The 21,174-nt window shown below is 61.3% G+C and carries 19 protein-coding genes, 1 tRNA gene and 2 pseudogenes; 7 read left to right on the top strand and 15 right to left on the bottom strand.

Annotated features, from left to right (window positions below; all coding sequences use genetic code 11):
* Positions 1-220: 220 nt before the first annotated feature.
* From HFO99_RS09265 to HFO99_RS09225, 9 genes are all read right to left on the bottom strand, one after another.
* Complete coding sequence (locus tag HFO99_RS09265; RefSeq protein WP_222360754.1) at positions 221-1,750, bottom strand: ABC transporter substrate-binding protein; 1,530 nt, start codon at positions 1,748-1,750, stop codon at positions 221-223.
* A gap of 150 nt (positions 1,751-1,900) precedes the next feature.
* The gene (locus tag HFO99_RS09260) at positions 1,901-2,821 is read right to left on the bottom strand and encodes a LysR substrate-binding domain-containing protein (protein WP_222360752.1); all 921 of its coding nucleotides are present in this window, start codon (positions 2,819-2,821) and stop codon (positions 1,901-1,903) included.
* A gap of 115 nt (positions 2,822-2,936) precedes the next feature.
* Positions 2,937-3,932 carry a P1 family peptidase gene (locus HFO99_RS09255; protein ID WP_222360750.1) on the bottom strand — a complete coding sequence of 332 codons (996 nt, stop codon included), beginning with the start codon at positions 3,930-3,932 and terminating at the stop codon, positions 2,937-2,939.
* A 228-nt stretch (positions 3,933-4,160) separates the two neighbouring features.
* Complete coding sequence (locus HFO99_RS09250) at positions 4,161-4,355, bottom strand: hypothetical protein (protein ID WP_003544544.1); 195 nt, start codon at positions 4,353-4,355, stop codon at positions 4,161-4,163.
* A 522-nt stretch (positions 4,356-4,877) separates the two neighbouring features.
* Positions 4,878-7,799, bottom strand: a complete 2,922-nt coding sequence (locus tag HFO99_RS09245) for an aminotransferase (RefSeq protein WP_222360748.1) — start codon at positions 7,797-7,799, stop codon at positions 4,878-4,880.
* A 119-nt stretch (positions 7,800-7,918) separates the two neighbouring features.
* On the bottom strand, positions 7,919-8,803 hold the full coding sequence (purU, locus tag HFO99_RS09240) for a formyltetrahydrofolate deformylase (RefSeq protein WP_003555898.1): 885 nt from the start codon (positions 8,801-8,803) through the stop codon (positions 7,919-7,921).
* Positions 8,804-9,018: 215 nt separating this feature from the next.
* The gene (locus HFO99_RS09235; RefSeq protein WP_222360746.1) at positions 9,019-10,035 is read right to left on the bottom strand and encodes an acyltransferase family protein; all 1,017 of its coding nucleotides are present in this window, start codon (positions 10,033-10,035) and stop codon (positions 9,019-9,021) included.
* Between the two features lie 50 nt (positions 10,036-10,085).
* Positions 10,086-11,378 (bottom strand): hypothetical protein, encoded by a 1,293-nt coding sequence (locus HFO99_RS09230; RefSeq protein WP_222360744.1) that lies wholly within the window; start codon positions 11,376-11,378, stop codon positions 10,086-10,088.
* Between the two features lie 2 nt (positions 11,379-11,380).
* Positions 11,381-12,430, bottom strand: a complete 1,050-nt coding sequence (locus HFO99_RS09225; protein WP_222360742.1) for a glycoside hydrolase family 5 protein — start codon at positions 12,428-12,430, stop codon at positions 11,381-11,383.
* 134 nt (positions 12,431-12,564) lie between these two features.
* On the opposite strand from HFO99_RS09225, the gene HFO99_RS09220 reads away from it, so the two are divergent.
* Together HFO99_RS09220 and HFO99_RS09215 are read left to right on the top strand one after the other, a co-directional pair.
* Positions 12,565-14,172: a GumC family protein gene (locus tag HFO99_RS09220; protein ID WP_222360740.1), complete on the top strand. Its 1,608-nt coding sequence runs from the start codon at positions 12,565-12,567 to the stop codon at positions 14,170-14,172.
* A gap of 160 nt (positions 14,173-14,332) precedes the next feature.
* Positions 14,333-14,665 carry a hypothetical protein gene (locus tag HFO99_RS09215; RefSeq protein ID WP_222360738.1) on the top strand — a complete coding sequence of 111 codons (333 nt, stop codon included), beginning with the start codon at positions 14,333-14,335 and terminating at the stop codon, positions 14,663-14,665.
* A gap of 318 nt (positions 14,666-14,983) precedes the next feature.
* Here HFO99_RS09215 and HFO99_RS33790 read toward each other — a convergent pair whose 3' ends face one another.
* The gene (locus HFO99_RS33790) at positions 14,984-15,274 is read right to left on the bottom strand and encodes a poly(hydroxyalkanoate) granule-associated protein (RefSeq protein ID WP_315860475.1); all 291 of its coding nucleotides are present in this window, start codon (positions 15,272-15,274) and stop codon (positions 14,984-14,986) included.
* A gap of 238 nt (positions 15,275-15,512) precedes the next feature.
* Positions 15,513-15,599: transfer RNA gene (locus HFO99_RS09210), tRNA-Leu, on the bottom strand.
* A 168-nt stretch (positions 15,600-15,767) separates the two neighbouring features.
* On the opposite strand from HFO99_RS09210, the gene HFO99_RS09205 reads away from it, so the two are divergent.
* Positions 15,768-16,187, top strand: a complete 420-nt coding sequence (locus HFO99_RS09205; RefSeq protein ID WP_222360736.1) for a BA14K family protein — start codon at positions 15,768-15,770, stop codon at positions 16,185-16,187.
* Between the two features lie 9 nt (positions 16,188-16,196).
* Here the strand turns inward: HFO99_RS09205 and HFO99_RS09200 are convergent, their stop codons facing one another.
* Positions 16,197-16,490, bottom strand: a complete 294-nt coding sequence (locus tag HFO99_RS09200; RefSeq protein ID WP_222360734.1) for a SelT/SelW/SelH family protein — start codon at positions 16,488-16,490, stop codon at positions 16,197-16,199.
* A 198-nt stretch (positions 16,491-16,688) separates the two neighbouring features.
* Here HFO99_RS09200 and HFO99_RS09195 point away from each other — a divergent pair, with 198 nt between their 5' ends.
* The 4 genes and pseudogenes from HFO99_RS09195 to HFO99_RS09185 all read left to right on the top strand — a co-directional run bounded on the left by HFO99_RS09195 (position 16,689) and on the right by HFO99_RS09185 (position 18,648).
* The gene (locus HFO99_RS09195; RefSeq protein ID WP_222360732.1) at positions 16,689-17,444 is read left to right on the top strand and encodes a type 1 glutamine amidotransferase; all 756 of its coding nucleotides are present in this window, start codon (positions 16,689-16,691) and stop codon (positions 17,442-17,444) included.
* Positions 17,445-17,455: 11 nt separating this feature from the next.
* A pseudogene (locus HFO99_RS33890) lies at positions 17,456-17,611 on the top strand (maltose acetyltransferase domain-containing protein); the annotation flags it as partial.
* 243 nt (positions 17,612-17,854) lie between these two features.
* Positions 17,855-17,998: pseudogene (locus tag HFO99_RS33885) on the top strand (DapH/DapD/GlmU-related protein); the annotation flags it as partial.
* A 197-nt stretch (positions 17,999-18,195) separates the two neighbouring features.
* Positions 18,196-18,648 carry a GFA family protein gene (locus HFO99_RS09185; RefSeq protein WP_222360728.1) on the top strand — a complete coding sequence of 151 codons (453 nt, stop codon included), beginning with the start codon at positions 18,196-18,198 and terminating at the stop codon, positions 18,646-18,648.
* A 3-nt stretch (positions 18,649-18,651) separates the two neighbouring features.
* Here HFO99_RS09185 and HFO99_RS09180 read toward each other — a convergent pair whose 3' ends face one another.
* The 3 genes from HFO99_RS09180 to lepA all read right to left on the bottom strand — a co-directional run bounded on the left by HFO99_RS09180 (position 18,652) and on the right by lepA (position 21,170).
* Positions 18,652-18,951: a CcdB family protein gene (locus tag HFO99_RS09180; RefSeq protein WP_018070280.1), complete on the bottom strand. Its 300-nt coding sequence runs from the start codon at positions 18,949-18,951 to the stop codon at positions 18,652-18,654.
* A 97-nt stretch (positions 18,952-19,048) separates the two neighbouring features.
* Positions 19,049-19,279: a type II toxin-antitoxin system CcdA family antitoxin gene (locus tag HFO99_RS09175; protein WP_003544591.1), complete on the bottom strand. Its 231-nt coding sequence runs from the start codon at positions 19,277-19,279 to the stop codon at positions 19,049-19,051.
* Between the two features lie 58 nt (positions 19,280-19,337).
* Positions 19,338-21,170, bottom strand: coding sequence for a translation elongation factor 4 (gene lepA / locus HFO99_RS09170; RefSeq protein ID WP_017966575.1), 1,833 nt, complete (start codon positions 21,168-21,170; stop codon positions 19,338-19,340).
* Between the last annotated feature and the right edge of the window lie 4 nt (positions 21,171-21,174).

Raw genomic sequence — 21,174 nt, 5'->3', positions numbered from 1 at the left:
TGCTCGTCACAGGAATCCAGCCACGGGGCGTCTGCGCCGTGAATAACTCTCATGCGATGAGTAGCTGGTTCTCCCGCGCCCAAGGACTTGGGCGCACTGGATTCCTTTGACAAGCACAGGAATGAGGGAGCGAGAGGTTCGCGTGAGTCGACCATATCCGACTGTTCTGCTTCCGGCGCCAAGGCCATCACCTCATCACATCGCGCCTGACCTACCTCCCTCATTCGTCCCAGGACACGCCAGACAGCACATTGGAAGGGATCGGCTCGTTCTCCCACAGGCCCTTTAGCTTCTTGTCCCAGACGCCGAGTTTCGGCATGACGAAGAGGTAGAGCGCCGGCACGTCCTCGGCGAGGATCTTCTGCGCTTCGCCATAGATCGCATTCTGCGCGGCGGGATCGGTCGTCTCCTGAACCTTCTTCATCAGCGCGTTGAAAGCGGGGTTCTTATAATTGAAATAATAGGGATCGCGCGCATAGATGTCGATGTCGAGCGGTTCGGCATGGGCCACGATCGTCATGTCGAAGTTGCGGTCCTTCATGATGTCCTGGACCCATTTCGCCGGAAATTCCGTCGGCTCGATATTCATCGTCACGCCGATCTCGGCAAACATCGCCTGCATCACCTGGGCGCTGCGCGGCGCATAAGCCATCTGCGGCGATTTGATCGTGAAGGTGAAACCGTTGGGGTAGCCGGCTTCTGATAGCAGCGCCTTCGCCTTCTCGACGTCGTAAGGCAGCACGCCTGTCATGTCCTGATAGCCCGGATCGTTCGGCGTATAGTGGCTGCCGATCGGTGTGCCGAGGCCGGACCATGCGCCGTCGATTACCGTCTTGCGGTCGATCGCCATCATCAGCGCCTGGCGGACGCGTTTGTCGTCGAAAGGCTTCTTGGCAGTGTTCATGCCGGCAACGACCTTGAGCTCGGTATTGCCGATCTTGGTGACGAGCCTCGCATCGCCGTCGAAAGAACTCATCAGCTCAGGCGCGGCAAATTCCGGAAAGGCATCGAGATCGCCGGACTTCAGCGCAGCCGCCTGCGCCTGCGGATCGGCGATAAACCGGAAGCTCACCTTGTCGAGCTTGGCGGCCGCATCCTTGTTCCAATAATCGGCATTCCTGGCGAGTTCGACCTTGTCGCCCTTCGCCCAGTTGGCGAATCTGAAGGGGCCGGTCCCCACTGGCGTCGTCTTGTCGTCGGCAGCCGTCTTCGGTGCGACCATCACAGAGGCTGGCCAGCCGAGCCAGTAGAGCAGGCTGCCGGTCGGCGCCGAGAGATGCAGCACCAGCGTTTCGGCATCCGGCGTATCGATCGAGGCGATCGAAGCGAAGAAGCGCTTCTGCGGATTGACCGAATCGGCGCCACGGGCACGGTCGAGCGAAAACTTGGCGCTCGTGGCATCGAAGGCCTCGCCGTCATGGAATTTGACGCCGGTCTGCAGCTTGAACGTATAGGTCAGGCCATCGGGAGAGATCTCCCAGTTTTTTGCCAGCTGCGGCTGGATCTTGCCGGACTGGTCGATCGTCACCAGCCCTTCGAACACGTTCTGCCAGGTCACCTGGCCGATTGCGACGGGTGCCGCGATCGTCGGGTCGAGACCGGTCGGCTCGACGCTCATGCCGAGATTGAGCGTGGTCTTCGCCGCCTCGGCCGGCGTCATCGTCGTCATCACCAGGCCGGCCGAAAGTGCGGCACCGAGCGAAAACCGACGGGCCAAACGCGCGGAAGGCGCAAACGAAAACTTGATCATCATGTTCCCTTGTCTGGCCGCGCGTCGATGACGAAGGCCTTTTGCGAATAGAGTGGCACTATGCTAGTGCACACACAATGACGATTTTGTGTGCTCAGTGTAGCCGAAAAAGCTACACCGTAAATCCGCGGGCAATGCAAGCTCGAAGCGTCAGTCTTTCGTCTCGGTCCGGCGGTTCGTGCGCTCGCGCATGAACCTCTCGATGAAGTCGAGCAGTTTCGTCGCGGCGAAGGACAGCTGCCGGTCCGGCGCGACGCAGAGATCGACATGGGTGCGGATGCCGGTCTTGCCGGCCAGCGGAATGGCAAGGAGCTGACCCGCCTCGATCTCGCGGCGGACGGTCAGTGCCGGCAGCAGGGTGACCGCAGCGCCGCTGAGCACGAGTTCTTTCAGCATTTCGAGCGAGCTGGTGACGAAGACGGGATCGAGGCTCAGCCCTTCCTTCTCGAACAGCGCGTCGAAGGCCTGGCGGAAGCCGAAGGATTGATCCGGCAGTGCCAAGGCGTACTCGGCAAGCGTCCTTAGCGGGATCTCGGCATGCGCGGCGGCCGGATGCTGCGGCGTGGCGATGAGATCATAGGCGATCTCGGAGCGTAGCCGCACCTTGGCGCCGGACATCGGTGGCGCAAACAGCGTCACCGCAATATCCGCCTCGGCGCTGTTGACGGCATCGACCGCCTGCCGCGCGCTGGTGATCGTCACGGTAAAACGCAGCTTCGGATATTTCAGGCTGAATTCGGCAAGCGCCGGCGCCAGCAAATTGGCGACGGTGGCGCCATTGGCATAGATGCTGACACGGCCGCGCTGCAGGCCCTTCAGGTCTTCGATCAGCTGCTGCACATGATCGAGCTCGCGCAACGTCCGGCCGGCGCGGGCGGCAAGCAGTTCGCCGGCGGCCGTCAGCTTGACGCCGCGGGCGCTGCGTTCGACGAGCGGCGCGCCGAAATGATATTCGAGGTTTTCGATCTGCCGGCTGATCGCCGTCGGCGCGACATTGAGGTTCTCGGCCGCCTGGCGCATCGAATTGGTCCTGACCAGCTCGTCGAAATACATCAGCGCCCGGATCTGCATTCACGTCTCTCCGCCATTCGGCACGTTGTGGGTTCCGGTTCCGACCCTAAAGCATGTCGCCCAAATGTGCGCAGCGGTTTTGGGACAACGACATGGATAAAAACAAAGATCTCAATCAACGACCATTCGGATAGCGGTCGCGCCATGCCTTTTGCGCGCCCTCGACCGGAAGGGCGGTCGCCGCGTAGACGCCACGGGCGATCGCCCGCGCCATGACGATGGTCGCAAGGTGGCAAAGCTCCATCAGGCTTGCCATATCGTCTCTTCGATGCTTGGCCGTCGAAGCGGCAAAGACGGTATCGCCGTCGAGTGGCAGGTGCGCTGGCAGCAGTGCCCTGGCAAGGCCGTCATGGCCGGCGAGCGAAAGCCTGTGCGCCTCGGCCTTCGTCAGCTGCGCGTCGGTCACCACTGCGCCGATCGTCGTTGCCGGCGTGTTCATGCCCTTGAGCCGCATCCGGTGGTCGGCCACATCAGGCATACCGAGCCCGCCGAATTCCGCGTCTTTTTCGAAAGGTGCTGCCCAGAAATGCGGCCCGTCGCCGATCGTTGCGGAGCCGAGCGCATTGACGGCGACGATCGCCGCGACGCGATGCCCGGCACTGCTGACGGCGCTGGCCGAGCCGAGCCCGCCCTTGACGGTGGCCGTCGTCGCCCCTGTGCCTGCACCTGTCGTGCCGAGCGCGAATGTGCCCTTGGCCGCAGCCTGCAGTGCCGTATAGCCCATGTCGCGGTAGGGGGAGTGAAGGCCCCAATCCTTGTCGCCGCCGTTCAGCAGGTCCATCAGGATCGCCTGCGGCACGATCGGGATGCGCACCGGCCCGACGGCAAAGCCGCGGCCGCGCTCGCGCAGGCCCGCCTGCACGCCGCCGGCGGCATCCAGCCCGAAAGCCGAGCCGCCGGAGAGCACAAAGGCATCCACGGCATTGACGGTCATCGACGGATCGAGCAGGCCCGTGTCGCGCCCGCTCGGCGCACCGCCGAGCACCGTGCCGGATGCGACGGCCGGTTCGTCGAAGACGATGACCGTGACGCCGGAACCGAGCGCAAGGTCGGTCGCATGGCCGATGGAAAGACCTTCGATATCGGTGATGAGGTTGAGAAGATCGGGCAAGGGCGGATCCTTATGCGGAAAGGCGGCCGGTAGGACTGTACTGCATAATCCCTTAAATCGGAATCGATTTAAGGATAAAATTATGCAGCAATTCAAAGTGTTACAGCCTTTGCGCGTTGATAAAGACGCGCGGCGCTGCAATGCCCTCAAAAAACAAGACCGGCCCCATGTGGCGGGACCGGTCGGACATCGGGAAAAGCCGCGAATGCTAATCGCGGCCTCATGCCCTCAGGCATGAAGCGGCTTCGGATGACGGCGGGTCATCAGGTCATGGATGGCCAGCCGCACCTCATCGGGCGAGCCGAAACGCTGCTCGTCGAGGTCGTGGACATGAAATTTCACAGCGATGAACTTCAGCCGGTCTTCATCGGGAATGACGATCCCGACGGGAACGCCTGCATATTCGATAACTTGCTTCTTCATAGATAGAACTCCTGCCGCGCGACATGCGCAGCTATGGCGAATTGACTTGTCTGGTACCGTTGAAAGGAGGACGAACGTCACATTCGACAGTTCGGGCGGGAGAGGGCGCCCGGACGGTCATTGCCAAGCACAGATCGCCCAAGGAGATCGGCGAGAATATCGATGTCTATCATGCTCGTTCCTTGTGTTGGCGTTGCACTTGAGTGGTCCCGGTAGAGCCCGGGGCCGGTGAAGGCTGTCTTCTATAATCCACTAACTTGGTAGAGATTACCTGATAGCCTGTCAGAAACATATTCCGAAACGTGTCAAAATATCGACGATCCGAAAAAATTCATTCCGTCACAGCCCGAACTTACAGAAAGAAACATATCAGCTCTTCGTTAAATTCGCATGACAGAATCGAATTTCGATCGATCACAGCGGCACACATAAGAAGCCTTGCTGTATCAGGCAATGGCCCGTTTCATTAAAAATCGAAATGCCTCGAAATGACCGATTTGGTTAATGCCCGAACCCCCTGGGTCACCAGCCTTCTTCGAGCACCTTCTCCAGCATGTCCGCGAAAAAATCGGCGCTGTCGATGCTGAGGCAGAGCGGCGGTTTGATCTTCAGCACATTTTGGTGATCGCCGGTCGGCTGCATGATGACGCCGAGGTCGAGAAGCCGGTCGCAGATTGCAGCCGTCTCTTCCGTCGCCGGCTCCAGCGTCGTTCTGTCGCGGACGAATTCGAGGCCGAGATAGAGGCCCATGCCGTGCACGGCGCCCGCAATCGGATGGCGGTCGATCAGCGCGGCGAGCCGCGCCTTCAGATGATCGCCGACCGTCCGGGCATTTTCCTGCAGCTTTTCCTCGGCCATGATGTCGAGCACCGTCATGCCGGCGATACAACTGACGGGGCTGCCGCCGGTGGAGGAAAAGAAAGTGCCCTCCTTCTCCAGCGATTGCGCAATCTCCCGCGTGGTGATGACGGCGCCGAGAGGATGGCCGTTGCCCATGCCCTTGGCGACGGTGATGATATCAGGCACGACGCCCTGCTGCTCGAAGCCCCAGAAATAGTGCCCGAGCCTGGCATAGCCGACCTGCACTTCGTCGGCGATGCAGAGGCCGCCGCGAGCGCGCACCTGCGTATAGAGTTCCTTGAGATAGCCTTCCGGCAATGGAATGCCGCCGGCATTGCCGTAGACCGATTCGGCGATGAAGCCCGCAAGGCCTTCGCCCGCAGCATCTATTGCCTCCAGCACCGGCGTCGCCATGCCGAGATAATCCGCTGCCGTATCGGGACCACGGAAGTCGCCGCGATAGGTGTTCGGCGAAACGATGGTATGCACCCAGTCCGGCCGGGTGGTCGGTGCCTGCGGATTGTCGGCGATCGAGGTAGAGACGGCGTCGCTCGCCGCTGACCAGCCATGATAGGCTTCGAGCAGGCAGAGCATGTTGCGCGCGCCGCTATGGGCTTGCGCCAGCCGAAGCGCCAGATCGTTCGCCTCCGAGCCGCTGTTGACCAGGAAAACTGCGTCGAGCCCGTCCGGCGAAAGGGCGGCGAGGCGTTCGGAAAATTCGGTGATCGCGGCATAGTGGAAGCGCGAATTCGTGTTGAGCCGCAGCCATTGGGCGTGGATTGCTGCCGCGAACCTGGGATGGCCATGGCCGAGGATGGTGACGTTGTTGACCATGTCGAGATAGGCGCGGCTTTCGACATCGAACAAATGCTCCTTCCAGCCGCGTTCGATCTGCGGCGCCGCCGCATAATAATTCTTCTGCGGCCTTGCAAGATGCGCCTTCCGCCTGGCGAAGAGCGCGGTGGTTTCAGGTCGCGGCGCATCCGCTTGCGGGCTGAGAAGTAGCGAGGGCGAAGGGCAGAGTACCGACCAGGCCGCCGCCGCGCGCGGTGTGGCAAAGAGCGGCGGTTCAAGACCCGCGACGCTGCAAAGCTGGACGCGCAGCCCGCCGAGCGACGAAGCCTCTCCGATAACCGTGCCGAGCGGATCGCCGGCGGCAATCGCGGCTCCATCTTCGACCGAGAGGTCGAGCCCATCGAGATGCAGGGTCATGCTGCCGCTGCCGAGCGTCAGATGCTGGTCCTTCCAGCCGATACGGCCGGCAAAGGGCGCGGCAATCGCGCTGCCTGCGGCAAGGCATATGTCGACATGCAGGGCGTAGGTCGCCTGTCTCTTCGCGGTTCCCGCACGGGAAAGCCGATATTCGCCGTAGCGCGTCGCTGCCGTGCCGTTTTCGGTTGCCACGCGGGCAAGCAGCCGCCAGTCCATGTCGGCATTCAGCCAGTTGCCGGCGGAAAAATGCGGGCTCCGCACCCCAAGATCGACATAGGCGATCCTGGCGGGATCGATGTCCGGCAGCAACGGCAGCCATCCCGATGCTTCCGGGCCGGCGACATTTGCGCCGACCGCCCTGAGGATCGCGGCTTCCATGAGTTCGAAGGGAACGGACATTGCCGTATCGAAGATCGCCCGCTCGTGCTCGAGATTGCCGCGGACATAGTCATTGTCGGGATCGACCGAAATCTGCTGCTCGCTGCTGGCGACGAGAATGACCGCGCGTGCGACGGTCAACGGCCAGAGCGCCTTCAGCTCCTCGCCGGTCAGCGGATAGATCGCCTGATAGGCGGTGACGGCTGGAAGGATATGAAAAGGGTCGCCATCCGCCTGATGCAGCAGCGAAGCGCATGTGACGGCGAGGTCGCCGACGAGCCAGCCGCGGATGATATCGCCGAAATCGATCACCCCGTCGGGAATGGTATGGCCACGGGCGTCGCGGTGGCCGACGACATTGTCGCCGGTGACGTCATGATGCACGGCCTGCAGCCGAAGCGATGGCGCCAACGGCTGGATGCGGCGAATGGCCATCACCATGGTCTTGGCGATCCGGTCGCGCGCCGCACTATCGGTGATCGCGGACAGCAGCTGCACCGCGACCGGCCCGGCGCGCCTGAGATCCCATTGCAGGCTGCGGTCGAGACCGGGATGGTCGAAATCGGCAAGCGCCTGCGCCAGCCTGGCGCAGAGCGCGCCGAGGGCTGCAACGGAAGCCGGCGCCAGATAGGTCAGCTCCGTCAGCCCCTGGCCTTCCAGATATTCCAGCAGCCGGATCTGATAGCCCTGCCCACGCACGGTAAGGACGACGATCTCCCGCCCTTCATTGGTGCGGATCACCTGCGGAACGCGCGGCGCATTTTGCCGGCTTTTGAGGTGATGGATCGCCGCATTCTGCGCTTCGAGCTCACGGATCTCGAAGGCTGCATGGCAGATCTTCAGGACATAGCGGCCACGATCGCTATCGACGCGATAGTTTCGATCCTGCTGGCTGCCGAGTTCGGTAAGCGTGCCGGAGAGGCTGTAGTGAGCAAGGAGGATCTCTTCGGCGTCGCTGGCGGTGACGTCGGGACGCGGCAGCGCCATGCGATCAACAAGCGCCTCGTCGGTCATGACACCCCTCCGCTGCATGATTCGATTACCTATTGAAGGAGATAATCGAGTACTTGCCGCTGGCAGGCAACGGGAGATTGTCATTCGCCAGCAAAAGAGATGCAGGGTCTAGGCGACACTCAACCCATGCGTTCGGAGGCGTAGCCGCCGGGGCTTGCCGGGAAGACCACGGTGCGGTTGCCGTTCAGGAAGGTGCGGTGGTGGATATGGGCATGGATGGCGCGCGCCAGCACCTGGCTTTCGACGTCGCGGCCGATCGAGACATAATCGTCGGGCGACTGCGCATGGGTGATGCGGGCCGTGTCCTGCTCGATGATCGGGCCTTCGTCGAGATCGGCGGTGACGTAATGCGCCGTCGCCCCGATCAGCTTCACGCCGCGTTGATAGGCCTGCTTGTAAGGATTGGCGCCCTTGAAGCTCGGCAGGAAGGAATGGTGGATGTTGATGATCTTCCCCGACATTTTCTGGCACATCGCATCCGAAAGCACCTGCATGTAACGCGCCAGCACGATCAGCTCCGTGCCGGTCTGTTCGACGATATCCATGATCTGGCCTTCGGCCTGCAGTTTGTTCTCTTTCGTCACCTTGATGTGGTGGAAGGGAATGTCGTGGTTGACGACGACCTTCTGGTAATCGAAGTGGTTGGAGACGACGCCGACGATATCGATCGGCAGCGCGCCGATTTTCCAGCGATAGAGCAGGTCGTTGAGGCAATGGCCGAAGCGCGACACCATCAAGAGCACCTTCATGCGGGCGTTGCCATCATGGATCTCGGCATCCATGGCAAACCGCTTGGAGATCGGCTCGAAGCCTTCCTTGAGTTCGGCAAGCGGCACGCCTTCCTCGGAGATGAAGCTCACCCGCGTGAAGAACTTGCCGGTATCGAGATCGTCGAACTGGGAACTGTCGACGATGTTGCAGCCCTTGTCGGCCAGATAGCTCGAAATCGCCGCCACGATGCCGCGCGTCGACTTGCAGGATACCGTCAATACGTAACTTGTCATGTCTTTCCCTCTTCCCTCTCCAAGGCCGCCGCTGTGCTTAGATCAAAGCCCGGGCCGCGAACAGGCCGGCGCACTTTCATTCATGCGACAAAATGCAAGAGAAACCATCACCTTTGCGCAAGTTCTCTCATTGCTCAGGCTGAAGCTTAGGAGAAGTTGCGCAAAAAACTGTACCGTCAGCGCCGCTTGGATGCGTAATCTCGCCTTCGAGCGTTTTAGGCCGGCGGCCGGCTCGCCACCGCAACCTTCCGGCGCGGCGTGGTGACCTCATGGATGATCGCGCCGCCGATCGACGAGAGCGCCAGCGAGAGGATCACGAAGAGTACCGGCTGCTGCAGGATGCCGATTGGCAGGCGATCGGCGGCGACCCTCAGAAAAGCCAGCGTGAAGGCGTGGGTGATATAGATGCTGTAGGAGCAGTCGCCGAGATAGTTCAGCCATCCCACAACCGGCAGCCTGGAAAAATCGATGGAGATAGCGCCGTAGACGATGAAGATCGCCGGGATTCCCCAGGCATAGAACCGGCTTTCCGGCGGCATCAGCGCCTCGTTGATGAAGAGAAAGGCGAAGCCCACGGCAAGGGCCGCCCAAGCCCAGTGGCTCGGCAGCAGGATCTTCTGCCCGTAGAGCCAGCCGAGCACGGCACCGGCCAGGAATTCCAGCATGATCGGTTCGCCGTAGAACCGGGTCACCGTCGTTTCCGGCAGCAGCCGGCAGGCAATCAGGATGACGGCAAAGACGGCAAACATCGCCGGGATGCGCCGAACTTCCTGTAGCGGCAATAGTAGCGCAAACACGAAGTAGAAGAACATTTCATAATTCAGCGTCCAGCCCGGAACGACCACCGGCGTGATCGTGCTGGGATCGGCGGGATTGCTCCATGGCAGGAAGAACAGCGAGGCTGCGAGATGCGGCAGGTCGAACACCGTCGATTTCAGCAATGACGGGGCCACCACCGCCACCGTCGCCGAAAACAGCGTCGCCAGCCAGTAGAGTGGCACGATCCTCCTGATGCGTCGGCGGGCGAAATCGACCGGGCTCATGGCGCGTCCGCTCGTTGTCAGCCACATCACGAAGCCGCTCAATACGAAGAAGATGTCGACGCCGGTTTCGCCATAGGCGAAGGCGGTGGCGTCGAGCGCGGGATTGACCTTGGCAAGCTGCAATATCGCGTGGAAATAGACGACCATCAGCGCCGCGATGGCGCGCAGATATTGAAGCTGGACAAGCATCTTGCTCCCTCGGGCTCGCGCCGGCGTCGGTCTCAGCTGCGCCGCTGCGGTCAACTCAATACATCTGCCGGACGACCCTGCCGGATGCGCGGGCTGTCGTGGAAGCGCATATATCCAACGACGAACCACAGGAGACCGGCGATCTTCATCGAGAAGACCGCAGTTCCCCCGATCATCATATTCAGAAAAATGAAAAGAGAAAGTGAATGGGCGCATCGCCGCTGCGCCGCCGTGCGCCCGGCGGGAAAGAGGCAGACGAACAGCCATAAGGCAATGACGCCGAAGATCGTCGCCGCGTAGATCAGGTAGACATAGCCGCTGTCGGCGAATTCGGCCACCCGGTCGACCGAAAGTCCAAGGATGGCGAGCGGATCGAGCTCCATGATCTTCTTCATCGTCAGGTTGATGCGGCCGGTGAAATTGTCGCCGGTCGCATTGGGTTTCAACACGTAGACGAGGAAGCCGGCGGCGACGATCAGCGGCATCAGCGCCAGATTGAAATTCTTCGGGATCTTCGGGAAGACGAAATAGCCGACGATGCAGGCAAAGCAGAAGATCAGCATCGTGCGCGTGTCGTTCGTCACCAGGATCAGCACGGCCGTGCCGATCATCAGCAACCGGTCCCAGCGGCCAAGCCTCTCCCACATCGAAATCAGGTAGACCGCGATCACGCCGCAGAAATTGGCGAGCGACACCTGCTCGAGGAAGATCGAGGAGGAACGATGGTCGATGATGCCGAAGGAGAAGCGCTCGGGAAAGCCGAGCGCGTTCTGAAAGAGGCCTGTCGTGTTGTAGCTCAGCGGCAGCAGCCCGCGCGTATTGGCGAAATAATCGGACGGGTGGACGATGCTGACGTAGAACGGCACGCTGACGATCTCGAAGATCAGGAAGATCATGACGGCAAGGCTCGCCCAGCGAAAGGCGAGCTTCATCGTTTTCTCGTTGCTCCAGCCGCCGAGCCCGGTAAAGCAGAAGATGATCAGCACGTTGCGGAAGTGATCGATGAACAGCATGCGGTTGAGCACGCTGACATAGATGGTCACGATAAGCGTGAACAGCAGGAACAGGAAGGCCGGCAGGTCGGTCTCGTAGATCCCCTTGTGCAGGATATAGATGATGGCGCTCGCCATGATCAGGCCTTCGCTGGCGGCGACCTGTGTCATCGACAGCGGCACGATGTTGTGGTTGATGAAGGCCAGAATGCCGTTGTAGAGCACGGAGAGCAGGCCGAGCCAGAGCACTGTATGATCGGTGCGCGATGCCTCGCGGGCAGCATCGAGCCGGTTGCCGGCTACGGTGCTGGCTACAGTGAATGCTGCTGTCCTGTGATCGACGACTGCCATGTTCATTTCCCCGCCGGCTTGACGGCCGAGCAAGTGCCGGTGTCGGCTTTTGCCGCCTCGGCAAGAAGCCGCATCTGCGGCCGCTCGGGGCCTTTGCGCGGCTGGACGTTGAACGGCTCGTCCGCCGGCCACCATTCGCCCGCCGCCCAATAGGACCAGCCGAGCCAGACGTCGCTATTTCCGGACATGGTGGCGTAGATTTCGGTCAATCCGCTGATGCAGTCCTTGTCGGCGGAGGCGCCGAATTCGCCGAGAAAGCCGCGCTTGTGGTTCCGCTTCAGCCAGGCGGTAACGCCGTTGATCGCCGCGACCGCGGCGCCTGCACCTTCGCAGGTCGGGTGGGTTCCGGAGGAATCGGCGTCGAGATACTGGTGGACCTCATAGGCGTAGAAGTCGAGCGGATCGCGCACGCCGAGCATCACCGTGCCGTTGGCGCCGCCGATCACATCCTTTTCCCAGCTGCCCGCGCCACTCCATGCCGTGCCCGGCACCAGGATGAGGTTGCGCGCGCCGACGGCGCGGATGCTGCGGATCGCCGCATTGGCGGCATCCAGCCAGTCGGTCGCCTTGATGTCGTGCGGTTCGTTCATCAGGCCGAAGAGAACGCCGTCCTGATTGGCAAATTCGACGGCAAGCCTTGCCCAGAAATCACCGAAGGCGGCATCCGTCGCCGGCGCCGTGCCGACCTGGGTCTTGTCGTAATAGCCGAAATTATGCGGGTCGAGCAGAACGGCCATGCCGTGCTTGCGGATCAGGCCGATCGTATCCTTGAGCCGCTTCAGCTCATCCTCGTCGAGCCGCCCGCCGAGGGCGGGCTGCAGCCGCTCCCAGCGGAAGGGCAGCCGGATGATTGTCATGCCCTTCTTGGCGAAATAGTCGATCGTGTCTTCGCCGGGATAGGTGTAGTTGGTGCCGTAGATGCCGCCGCGCTCGCCATATTCGCCGCCGGACAGATTGACGCCGCGATAGCAAGGTGCATCAGCCGCAAGGGCCGGCGACGGGGTGAGAGCGGCCGCAAGCAGCAGCGCTGTCAGATGTCGTGTCGTCCTCATGGCATCCTCGTTATCACGGCAAATCGCAACATCGGCGTCGCTGACGTTATTTTAACGGTCCGTTAGCTAAGAATTTCTAAAGTATCAGCACCTCGGCTTCAGTCTTTCACGCTGGGCGGGACACGAGTGCGCGTATGAACCAGTATGACAGGAACAGGGTAAGCCGGCTCCCTGGCTGGCGCAGTTATGAGCCGTCTCAGACTGCGCCGGAAGGCGTGCGCATGCGCAGTCCTGTCGTCCATCCGGATGATTTCGTCCGGCCATTGCCCGAACCGGCGCCGCCACCCGTCGTGCCGCCGGCAAGCATTGCCGAAACCCGCCAGTATGAGCGTCTGGCGCCTCCTCCTCCAAAACAGCCTGTCGTCGACGCGCCCTCGAATGCCGCGTCGGCACCTGCCGCCCCGCTTCTCGACCTCCGCTCCAGTATCGCCGCGATCTGGAGCCGGCGGTTGGTTGTGCTGGGCCTGGCCCTTCTCGGAGCTGTGGCCGGCGGGGCGGTGGCGCCGCGCATCGCCCAGAAATTCACCGCCGTCAGCAGCCTCTATTTCGACCCACGCCAGATCGGCCTTGCCGATGCCAGCGCGCAATCTTCGGGTCCCTCGCCGGAAATGATCTCGGCGCTGATCGACAGCCAGGTGCAGATCCTGACTTCGGGCAATGTGCTGCGCCGCGTCGCCGAAGCCATGAAGCTTGACCAGGATCCCGAATTCACCGGCGGCCGAACGGATGGCGCCGCCGTGATCGGCACTCTGCAGAAGGCGCTTGTTATCACCCGCGAGGCCAGCACCTATGTCGTCTCGCTTGCTGCCACGACCAACGATCCCGAAAAATCCGCAAGGCTTGCCAACCAGGTCGTCACCTCCTTCACCGAGGAGGAGAACAGCGCTTCGAACGGCATCTACGAAAACACCTCATCGACACTTGATGGACGGCTCAACGACCTGCGCCAGAAGGTGCTGGAAGCCGAGCAGGCTGTCGAAACCTTCCGCGCCGACAACGACATGGCCGCGACCGAGGGCAACCTGATCTCCGATCAGCGGCTCGTCTCGCTGAACACGATGCTGGTGACGGCACAGGAAAAGACCATCCAGGCAAAGGCGCGCGCCGATGCCGTCGCTAATCTCCGCGTCGAGGACATTGTCGCCGGCAACCAGGCGGAAGGCGGCGTCACCTCGCCGCTCGTCAGCCTGCGTCAGCAATATGCCACCCAGGCCGCCGCCGTCGGCAGCCTCGAAAGCCAGATGGGCACGCGCCATCCGCGCCTGCAGGCGGCCCGCTCGTCGCTGCAAAGCATATCAGGCGAAATCAGGGGCGAATTGCAGCGTCTCGCCACCTCGGCAAGGGGCGAATACGAGCAGGCAAAGGCGGCCGAGGACAGCATCGCCAAGGAGCTTGCCGTGCAGAAGGCGCTACAGGCGAGTTCGTCGGACAAGCAGGTGGAACTGAACGAATTGCAGCGCAAGGCGACGGCGGCGCGCGATATTTACGAGACGGTGCTGAAACGCTCCAGCCAGACGAGCGAGGAGCAGAACTTCAATCAGAGTAACATTCGCGTCATTTCGCCGGCCGAGCCGCCGGTCAAGGGAGACGGTCCCGGAAAGACGATTCTATTAGTTGCCGGCGTCATCGGCGGTTTTCTCGCCGGTTTCGTCGTCGGCGCCGGTTTTGCGATCCTCGCCGGCCTCTTCGGCCATCCCGTCATCAGAAGTTATTTCAGGAAGTCGCCCGCTGCGGCCGCTTGATGACGGTCGTCGGTTTTCCTACATCGGGGAAGCGGCCTATAGAGCAATTCCAGGAAAAGTGCGCAGCGGTTTTCCGTCCGGAATTGTTTAAAACAAAAAGTTAGAGCGGTTCTGCATTTCCGTGAAAAGCTGAACCGCTCTGGCCGGCAGGAGAGTTCCCATGCGGCTGTTGATGATGCTTCTGATATTGCTCGTTGCCGTATCGAGCCTCGCCCCGGCGTCCGCCTTTGCCGTCGACTGGACGAAATCCGTCGATTCGGGCGTTCAGCCCCTCTATCCCTACAAGGGTCTTCCCGGCGTCAAGGCGCAGCCGGATAAGAAAGAGGAGGAATCCTACAATTGCCGCACCGAAACCGTGCAGATCCGCCGTCGTTATGACGAAATCTTTCGCTCCGGCGGCATGCCGACGCTGATCTATGTCTGCGAACGCGACGGCTTCGTCACGACGGGTGGCAAAGTTCCGCTCCGCGGCCACTATCAGCCGGTGCGCTGAGGGGCTTCAGGCAGACGGCGTCAGATGACGCTCGCTCAGGCCGGCTGCTGCAACGCCGTGCTGTTGTGGTAGGCTCCAGCGGCTGACGGCACAGACAACGGACAAAGGCGGGTGTGTCGGCCCGAAGAAAAAATCCCACTTCGGAATCCCGAAATTCCCCCGCTTCGGGATTCCGAAATTCGACGCCTTTCGCGGGCTGTTGTCATGGAGAAACATCCAATGATTTCAATCCCGCAACCAATTTCGGGATTCCGACGTGCTATATAGATTATGGTGGGAGCCCCTGCGCGCCGCCATAACTTGGCCGGATGGTTGCGGCTAAGCCTCCAGACTGAGCTGGAGCGGAGTATCGTCTGCCTCGGCGACCTTAGGCTTACGTTTTGTTGCCGCCCGGCGTGGTGGTTTGGTGGTCTTCTGCAGAGGGTTAGAGCCGAGCTCGTCTGACTCGCCGCTGGGCAGCAGCGGGTAAGCAGCAAGCACCGCACTGGCAGAAGCTACCTCACTGACGGGCTTGGAGGCAGGCATTTCAACGGCCGGTTCGGCAGCTGACACCTCGCGTGCCTTTGGTGGCTGGGGGTTGCCGGCTGCGGACGTGGCGTATCGGATCATCGCAAGACTCCATTATGTTCGCTATATGTTCACATTTTGGAGTGAGAGAGTCAATGCAGGCCGGCTATCAAGAGCGGTGGGAATAAGCGTCCAGAAATCAGGATTTCGGAGAGTTCTTGGGAGCTATCGAGTGAACAAGCCTCAAGCGCATCGCGGCTGGCCTTTGCTACAAGGCACCAATGCACAGCTTGGTTGAAAAGGCTTAACTCCTTGATCTTGGTATCGGTCAAGAATGGAATGGTGCCCAGAAGAGGACTCGAACCTCCACACCCTTTCGGGTACCAGCACCTGAAGCTGGCGCGTCTACCAATTCCGCCATCTGGGCGACGGAGAGCGATGTAAGGGGGTGGCCCCTGACTGTCAACTGGGTTTTTGAAGTTTTTCTGACAGTTGGCGAAAAAGCAGCCGATCACATGCGGGGGAGCGCCGGAGGGTGGGCATAGCGCTTCGGTTGGTACGCCCTATATAGAGGAAATACCGAAAGGAATGCATCATGCTTGCTCCCCGAACGCTTCTGCTCGCCGGTCTCTTGGCCGTTTTGTCACCCGCCATCGCCGGGGCCGATTCGCTGAAGCTGGGCAAGCCGGGGGTTGGACCGCTCCACACAGGCTCGACGCTTTGCGATTTTCGCGGCTGCTTCGGGTTCGGGCCGCAGCAATGGCATCGTCCCGCCTATGTCCAGCCGAATTACCGCCCGCGCGGCGCAGGGCCGACCTATTACCGGCCGGGCGCTGCCGGGCCGCCGCAGCTGACCTATGATCCGCCGCCGGTGCAAAGGGTGCAGCCGAAGGCGCGCGACATGAATAGCCATGCCGCTTGGTGCAGCAACGAGTACCGCTCCTACAATCCGCGGACGGATCGTTTCCTCACCTATGAGGGCATCTACAAGACTTGCCGCTCGCCCTATCGCTAATCGTCGTGATCAGCTTTCGAGCGAGGCGCGGTCGACATGGCCGAGATCGCGGCCGGGCTCGACGATGTCGCGGACCCGCTGTTTCAGCTCCCTCGGCCCGGGGAAGCCGCCGTCGCGCTTGCGCTCCCAGATCAGATCGCCATTGACGCGGATCTCGAAATTGCCGCCGGTGGCGGGGATCAGCGCCACTTCGCCAAGACTGTCGGAAAAAGTATGCAGCAGCTCCTGCGCCATCCAGCTGGCGCGCAGCAGCCAGTTGCACTGGGTGCAGTAGAGGATCGCGACGCGGGCTTTTTCGGTCATGGCGATGTCCTTTCGTTTTCTGAGATTTAAGCCCTGTGGCGCACCGGCGCAATTGCCTCGCCAGAGCATGATGCCGAAAAGTGTGAGCGGTTTTCGGGCGACATCATGCTCTACCTAATTAGGAACAGGATTCAGATTTTGGGCCGACCGGCCTAAAGCCTGAATCCTGTTCTGGCGTCTTGCGCGCCGCTCTTCCGCATGGTCTCTTCCTGTGGTCGGTCATACCAGGAAGAGCCTATGCGCGTCGCAGTCATCGAAAATATGCGGAATACCGGCCTCGGCGCGCTTGCCGCTGCCCTCGACGAGGCGGGAGTGGAGATCGAGTGGTTCCGGGTCTGGCAGGACGGCATCCTGCCGAAAGATATATCCGGCCATGACTCGCTGGTCGTTCTCGGCGGCGAGCAGAGCGCGCTGGATGACGAAACCCACCCCTATCTGCCGGAACTCGTCCGACTCACGCGCCGCTTCGGCGATGCCGGCAAGGCGGTGCTCGGCATCTGCCTCGGCAGCCAGATCCTCGCCCGCACCTATGGCGCCTGCGAATTCGGCTGGCACAAGATCGGCGTCACCGCCGAGGGCCGCGCCGATCCGCTGCTGTTGGCGCTTGGCGGCGAGTTCACCATCTTCGAATGGCATGCCGATACGTTTTCGTTGCCCGAAGGCGCGGTTCATCTCGCCTCGAGCCCTGTCGCCGAAAACCAGGCCTTCCGAATCGGCCGCGCCGTCTATGGCACCCAGTTCCATTTCGAGGCCAATGCAGCGGTCGTCGCGCAATGGAAGGCCGAATTTCCCGATACGATTGCGCGCATCGCGCCGGGCTGGCTGGAGAACCATGCCGAACTGGCGGCAAGACATGCCGGAGCCGCCGATGCTGCAGGACTTGCCATTGCGCGTGCCTGGGTCGGCCGGATCGAGCAGCAAGAGGTCGAAATGCTGTCACAGGCCTCGGCGTGAGAGGCAATGCGATGCCGGCCAGCGAACGCGAAAAGATGGCGGCAGGCGAATGGTATTGCTGCCTCGATGACGAACTCGATCTCTTGCGCCAACAGGCGCGCATAGCCGTCCATGCGCACAATACGCTGCCGCCGGATGAGCGCGGCGCGATGGCGCCAGCCCTGAAGGCACTCTTTGCGCAGGCTGCACTCAACGTCTTCATCGAGGCCCCGTTTCACTGCTCCTACGGCATCAATATCGTTCTCGGCGAACGCGTCTATTTCAATGCCGGCTGCACCATCCTCGATTCCGGCCGGGTGACCATCGGCGACCGCAGCATGCTCGGCCCCGGCGTGCAGATCTATTGCGCCGAGCATCACAAGGACCCGGCATTGCGCAGCACGGGCATCGAGATCGCCCGGCCTGTCACCATCGGCAGCGATGTCTGGATCGGCGGCAGCGCCATCATCCTCGGCGGCGTCACCATCGGCGACGGTGCGATCATCGGGGCCGGCGCGGTGGTGACGAGGGATGTGCCGGCCGGCGCAACCGTGGTCGGCAATCCAGCCCGCATCCGCTAGAGCAATTCCAGCAAAAGTGCGTAGCGGATTTGCGTCCGGAATTGCGTGAAAACAAAGACATAGAACATTTCCGGGATTCGGAGAAAAACGGAAATGCTCTAACGCCGGCAAGGCCGTCATTCCGCGATGATCTTGCCATCTCGACAGCGGCGATCATTCCGCTAGATGAGAGGGCAAAACGGGAGGGAATCATGAGCGAACTGAATTTACCGATGGACGGCGGCTGCCGTTGCGGCCGGGTGCGATTGAAGATCAGCGCCCCGCCGCTGCTCACCATGGCCTGCCATTGCACGGGGTGCCAGAAGATGTCATCGAGCGCCTATTCGCTGAGTGCGGCCATCCCCAGCGAAGGCTTCGAGGTGACGCAAGGCGAGCCGGTGATCGGCGGCCTGCATGGCGCCACGAAGCATTATTTCTGCCCGCATTGCATGAGCTGGATGTTCACCCGGCCGGAAGGCATGGACTGGTTCGTCAATCTGCGTGCGACCATGCTCGACGATCCGAGCTGGTTCACGCCCTTCATCGAGACATGGACAAGCGAGAAGCTGTCATTTGCCGAGACCGGCGCGGTATACAGCTACACGGCGCTGCCGGAGATGGACGCCTATGAGGGGCTGGTGAAGGAATATATGGGCAGGGGATGAGGCTCAGAAACCCTGGAAGAGAAAATCGACGGCGGCGATAATGCGATCGCTGTCGGCGGTAAGATCCGCCACCACTTTTCCAATTTCCGCGGTCGGGACCGATGCCATGCGCTGGGTAGCCATGACATAGGTTTCACTCTCAATGGGAAAGCGTGGGTTCAGTCGCGAGATCGACCAGCTCAGTTCCTGTACTGGATGCAACGGAACCATGACGCGCGAAGGCAGATCGTCAAGCAGATTGGCCTGAAGATCGATGGCCAGGAGATTTCCGCTTTTAAGGTGATAGACGTGAAAGCGTGCCACTAGAGCATTCCAGGAAAAGTGGAAGCGGTTTTCCGTCAGGAATTGCGTAAAAGCAAAACTTAGAGCAGTTCTACGCTCCCGTGAAAGTTGAACCGCTCTAAAACTGACGGTATTTGGCGAAGGGCAAGCCGTGCTTTTCAACATATTCGTTTTCCAGACGGATAGCCTCGGCGTTCTCGATACGCCAAAGCCGCTCGCGCTCCGCCTTTATGGCCTTTGCGATACCATCTTCCGCCGCCCGGGAAATGTTGATCTGGAGCTCGCGCGCCTGGGAGACGAGTCCTTCGTCAAGAGACAGGTTCGCTGCTTTTCTTGGCTGCTGTGCCATAACGATCTCCTCAGTCTTATGCGCACATTGTATGCGCATAAGATGACGTTGAGAAGCGTTATTCGTCGCCCATCTTCAGCGCGGCGATGAAGGCTTCCTGGGGAATCTCCACCTTGCCGAACTGGCGCATCCGCTTCTTGCCGGCCTTCTGCTTGTCGAGCAGCTTGCGCTTGCGGGTGGCGTCGCCGCCGTAGCATTTCGCGGTCACGTCCTTGCGCAGCGCCGAGATCGTCTCGCGGGCAATGACGTTGCCGCCGATCGCCGCCTGGATCGGGATCTTGAACATGTGCTTCGGGATCAGCTCCTTGAGCTTCTCGCACATATCGCGGCCACGTTTTTCGGCCGCCGTCCGGTGCACCATCATCGATAGCGCGTCGACCGGCTCGCCGTTGACGAGGATCGACATCTTCACGAGGTTGCCCTCGCGATGGTCGGTCAGCGTATAGTCGAAGGAGGCATAGCCCTTCGAGATCGACTTCAGCCGGTCGTAGAAATCGAAGACGACTTCGTTGAGCGGCAGGTCATAGGTCAGCATCGCGCGTGTGCCGACATAGGTGAGCTCGATCTGGATGCCGCGCCGGTCCTGGCAGAGCTTCAGGATGCCGCCGAGATAATCATCGGGCGTCAGGATCGTCGCGCGGATCCACGGCTCGTGGATTTCCGAGATCTTGACGACATCGGGCATGTCGGCCGGATTGTGCAGCTCGCGCTCCGTGCCGTCGGTCATGTACATCTTGTAGACAACCGAGGGCGCGGTAGCGATGAGGTCGAGGTCGAACTCACGTTCCAGCCGTTCCTGGATGATTTCGAGATGCAGCAGGCCGAGGAAGCCGCAGCGGAAGCCGAAGCCGAGAGCGGCGGACGATTCCATTTCGAACGAGAAGGAGGCGTCGTTGAGGCGAAGCTTGCCCATGGCGGCGCGCAGATCCTCGAAATCGGCGGCATCGACCGGGAAGAGGCCGCAGAACACCACCGGCTGCGCCGGCTTGAAGCCCGGCAGCGCTTGGGCCGTCGGCCGCTTGTCCTCGGTGATCGTATCGCCGACGCGGGTATCGGCCACTTCCTTGATCGAGGCGGTGATGAAGCCGATCTCGCCGGGGCCGAGGCTGTCGATATTGACCATCTTCGGCGTCAGCACGCCGACGCGCTCCACCTGGTATTTCGCATCCGTGCCCATCATCCGTACCGTCTGGCCCTTGGTCAGCACGCCGTCGATGACGCGGACCAGAACCATGACGCCGAGATAGGCGTCGTACCAGCTGTCGACGAGCAGCGCCTTCAGCGGCGCCTTTTCGCCGCCGGGGCTCTTCGGCGCCGGCAGCTTGTGGACGATCGCCTCCAGCACGTCGGGAATGCCGAGGCCGGTCTTTGCCGAAATCAGCACGGCCTCCGAAGCGTCGATGCCGATCACCTCCTCGATCTGCTCCTTGATGCGGTCGGGTTCGGCCGCCGGCAGGTCGATCTTGTTGAGGACGGTGACGATCTCGTGGTTGTTGTCGATGGCCTGGTAGACGTTGGCGAGCGTCTGCGCTTCGACGCCCTGGCTGGCATCGACGACAAGCAGCGAGCCCTCGCAGGCCGACAGCGACCGTGAGACTTCATAGGCGAAGTCGACGTGGCCGGGCGTGTCGATCAGGTTGAGAATGTATTTCTCGCCGTTATTAGCCTGGTAGTGCAGGCGCACGGTTTGCGCCTTGATGGTGATGCCGCGCTCGCGCTCGATATCCATATTGTCGAGCACCTGCTCGGACATTTCGCGCTCGGCAAGGCCGCCCGTCGTCTGGATCAGGCGGTCGGCCAGCGTCGATTTGCCGTGGTCGATATGGGCCACGATCGAAAAGTTGCGGATATGGGACAGCGGAGTGGTGGAATTGGTGCTCATGCGCGCCATATAG

This window comes from Rhizobium leguminosarum, assembly GCF_019798305.1.
Taxonomy (GTDB): Bacteria; Pseudomonadota; Alphaproteobacteria; order Rhizobiales; family Rhizobiaceae; genus Rhizobium; species Rhizobium leguminosarum_U.
Note: the sequence above shows the minus strand (reverse complement) of the source record. Positions and strands in the feature narration are given on the sequence as shown.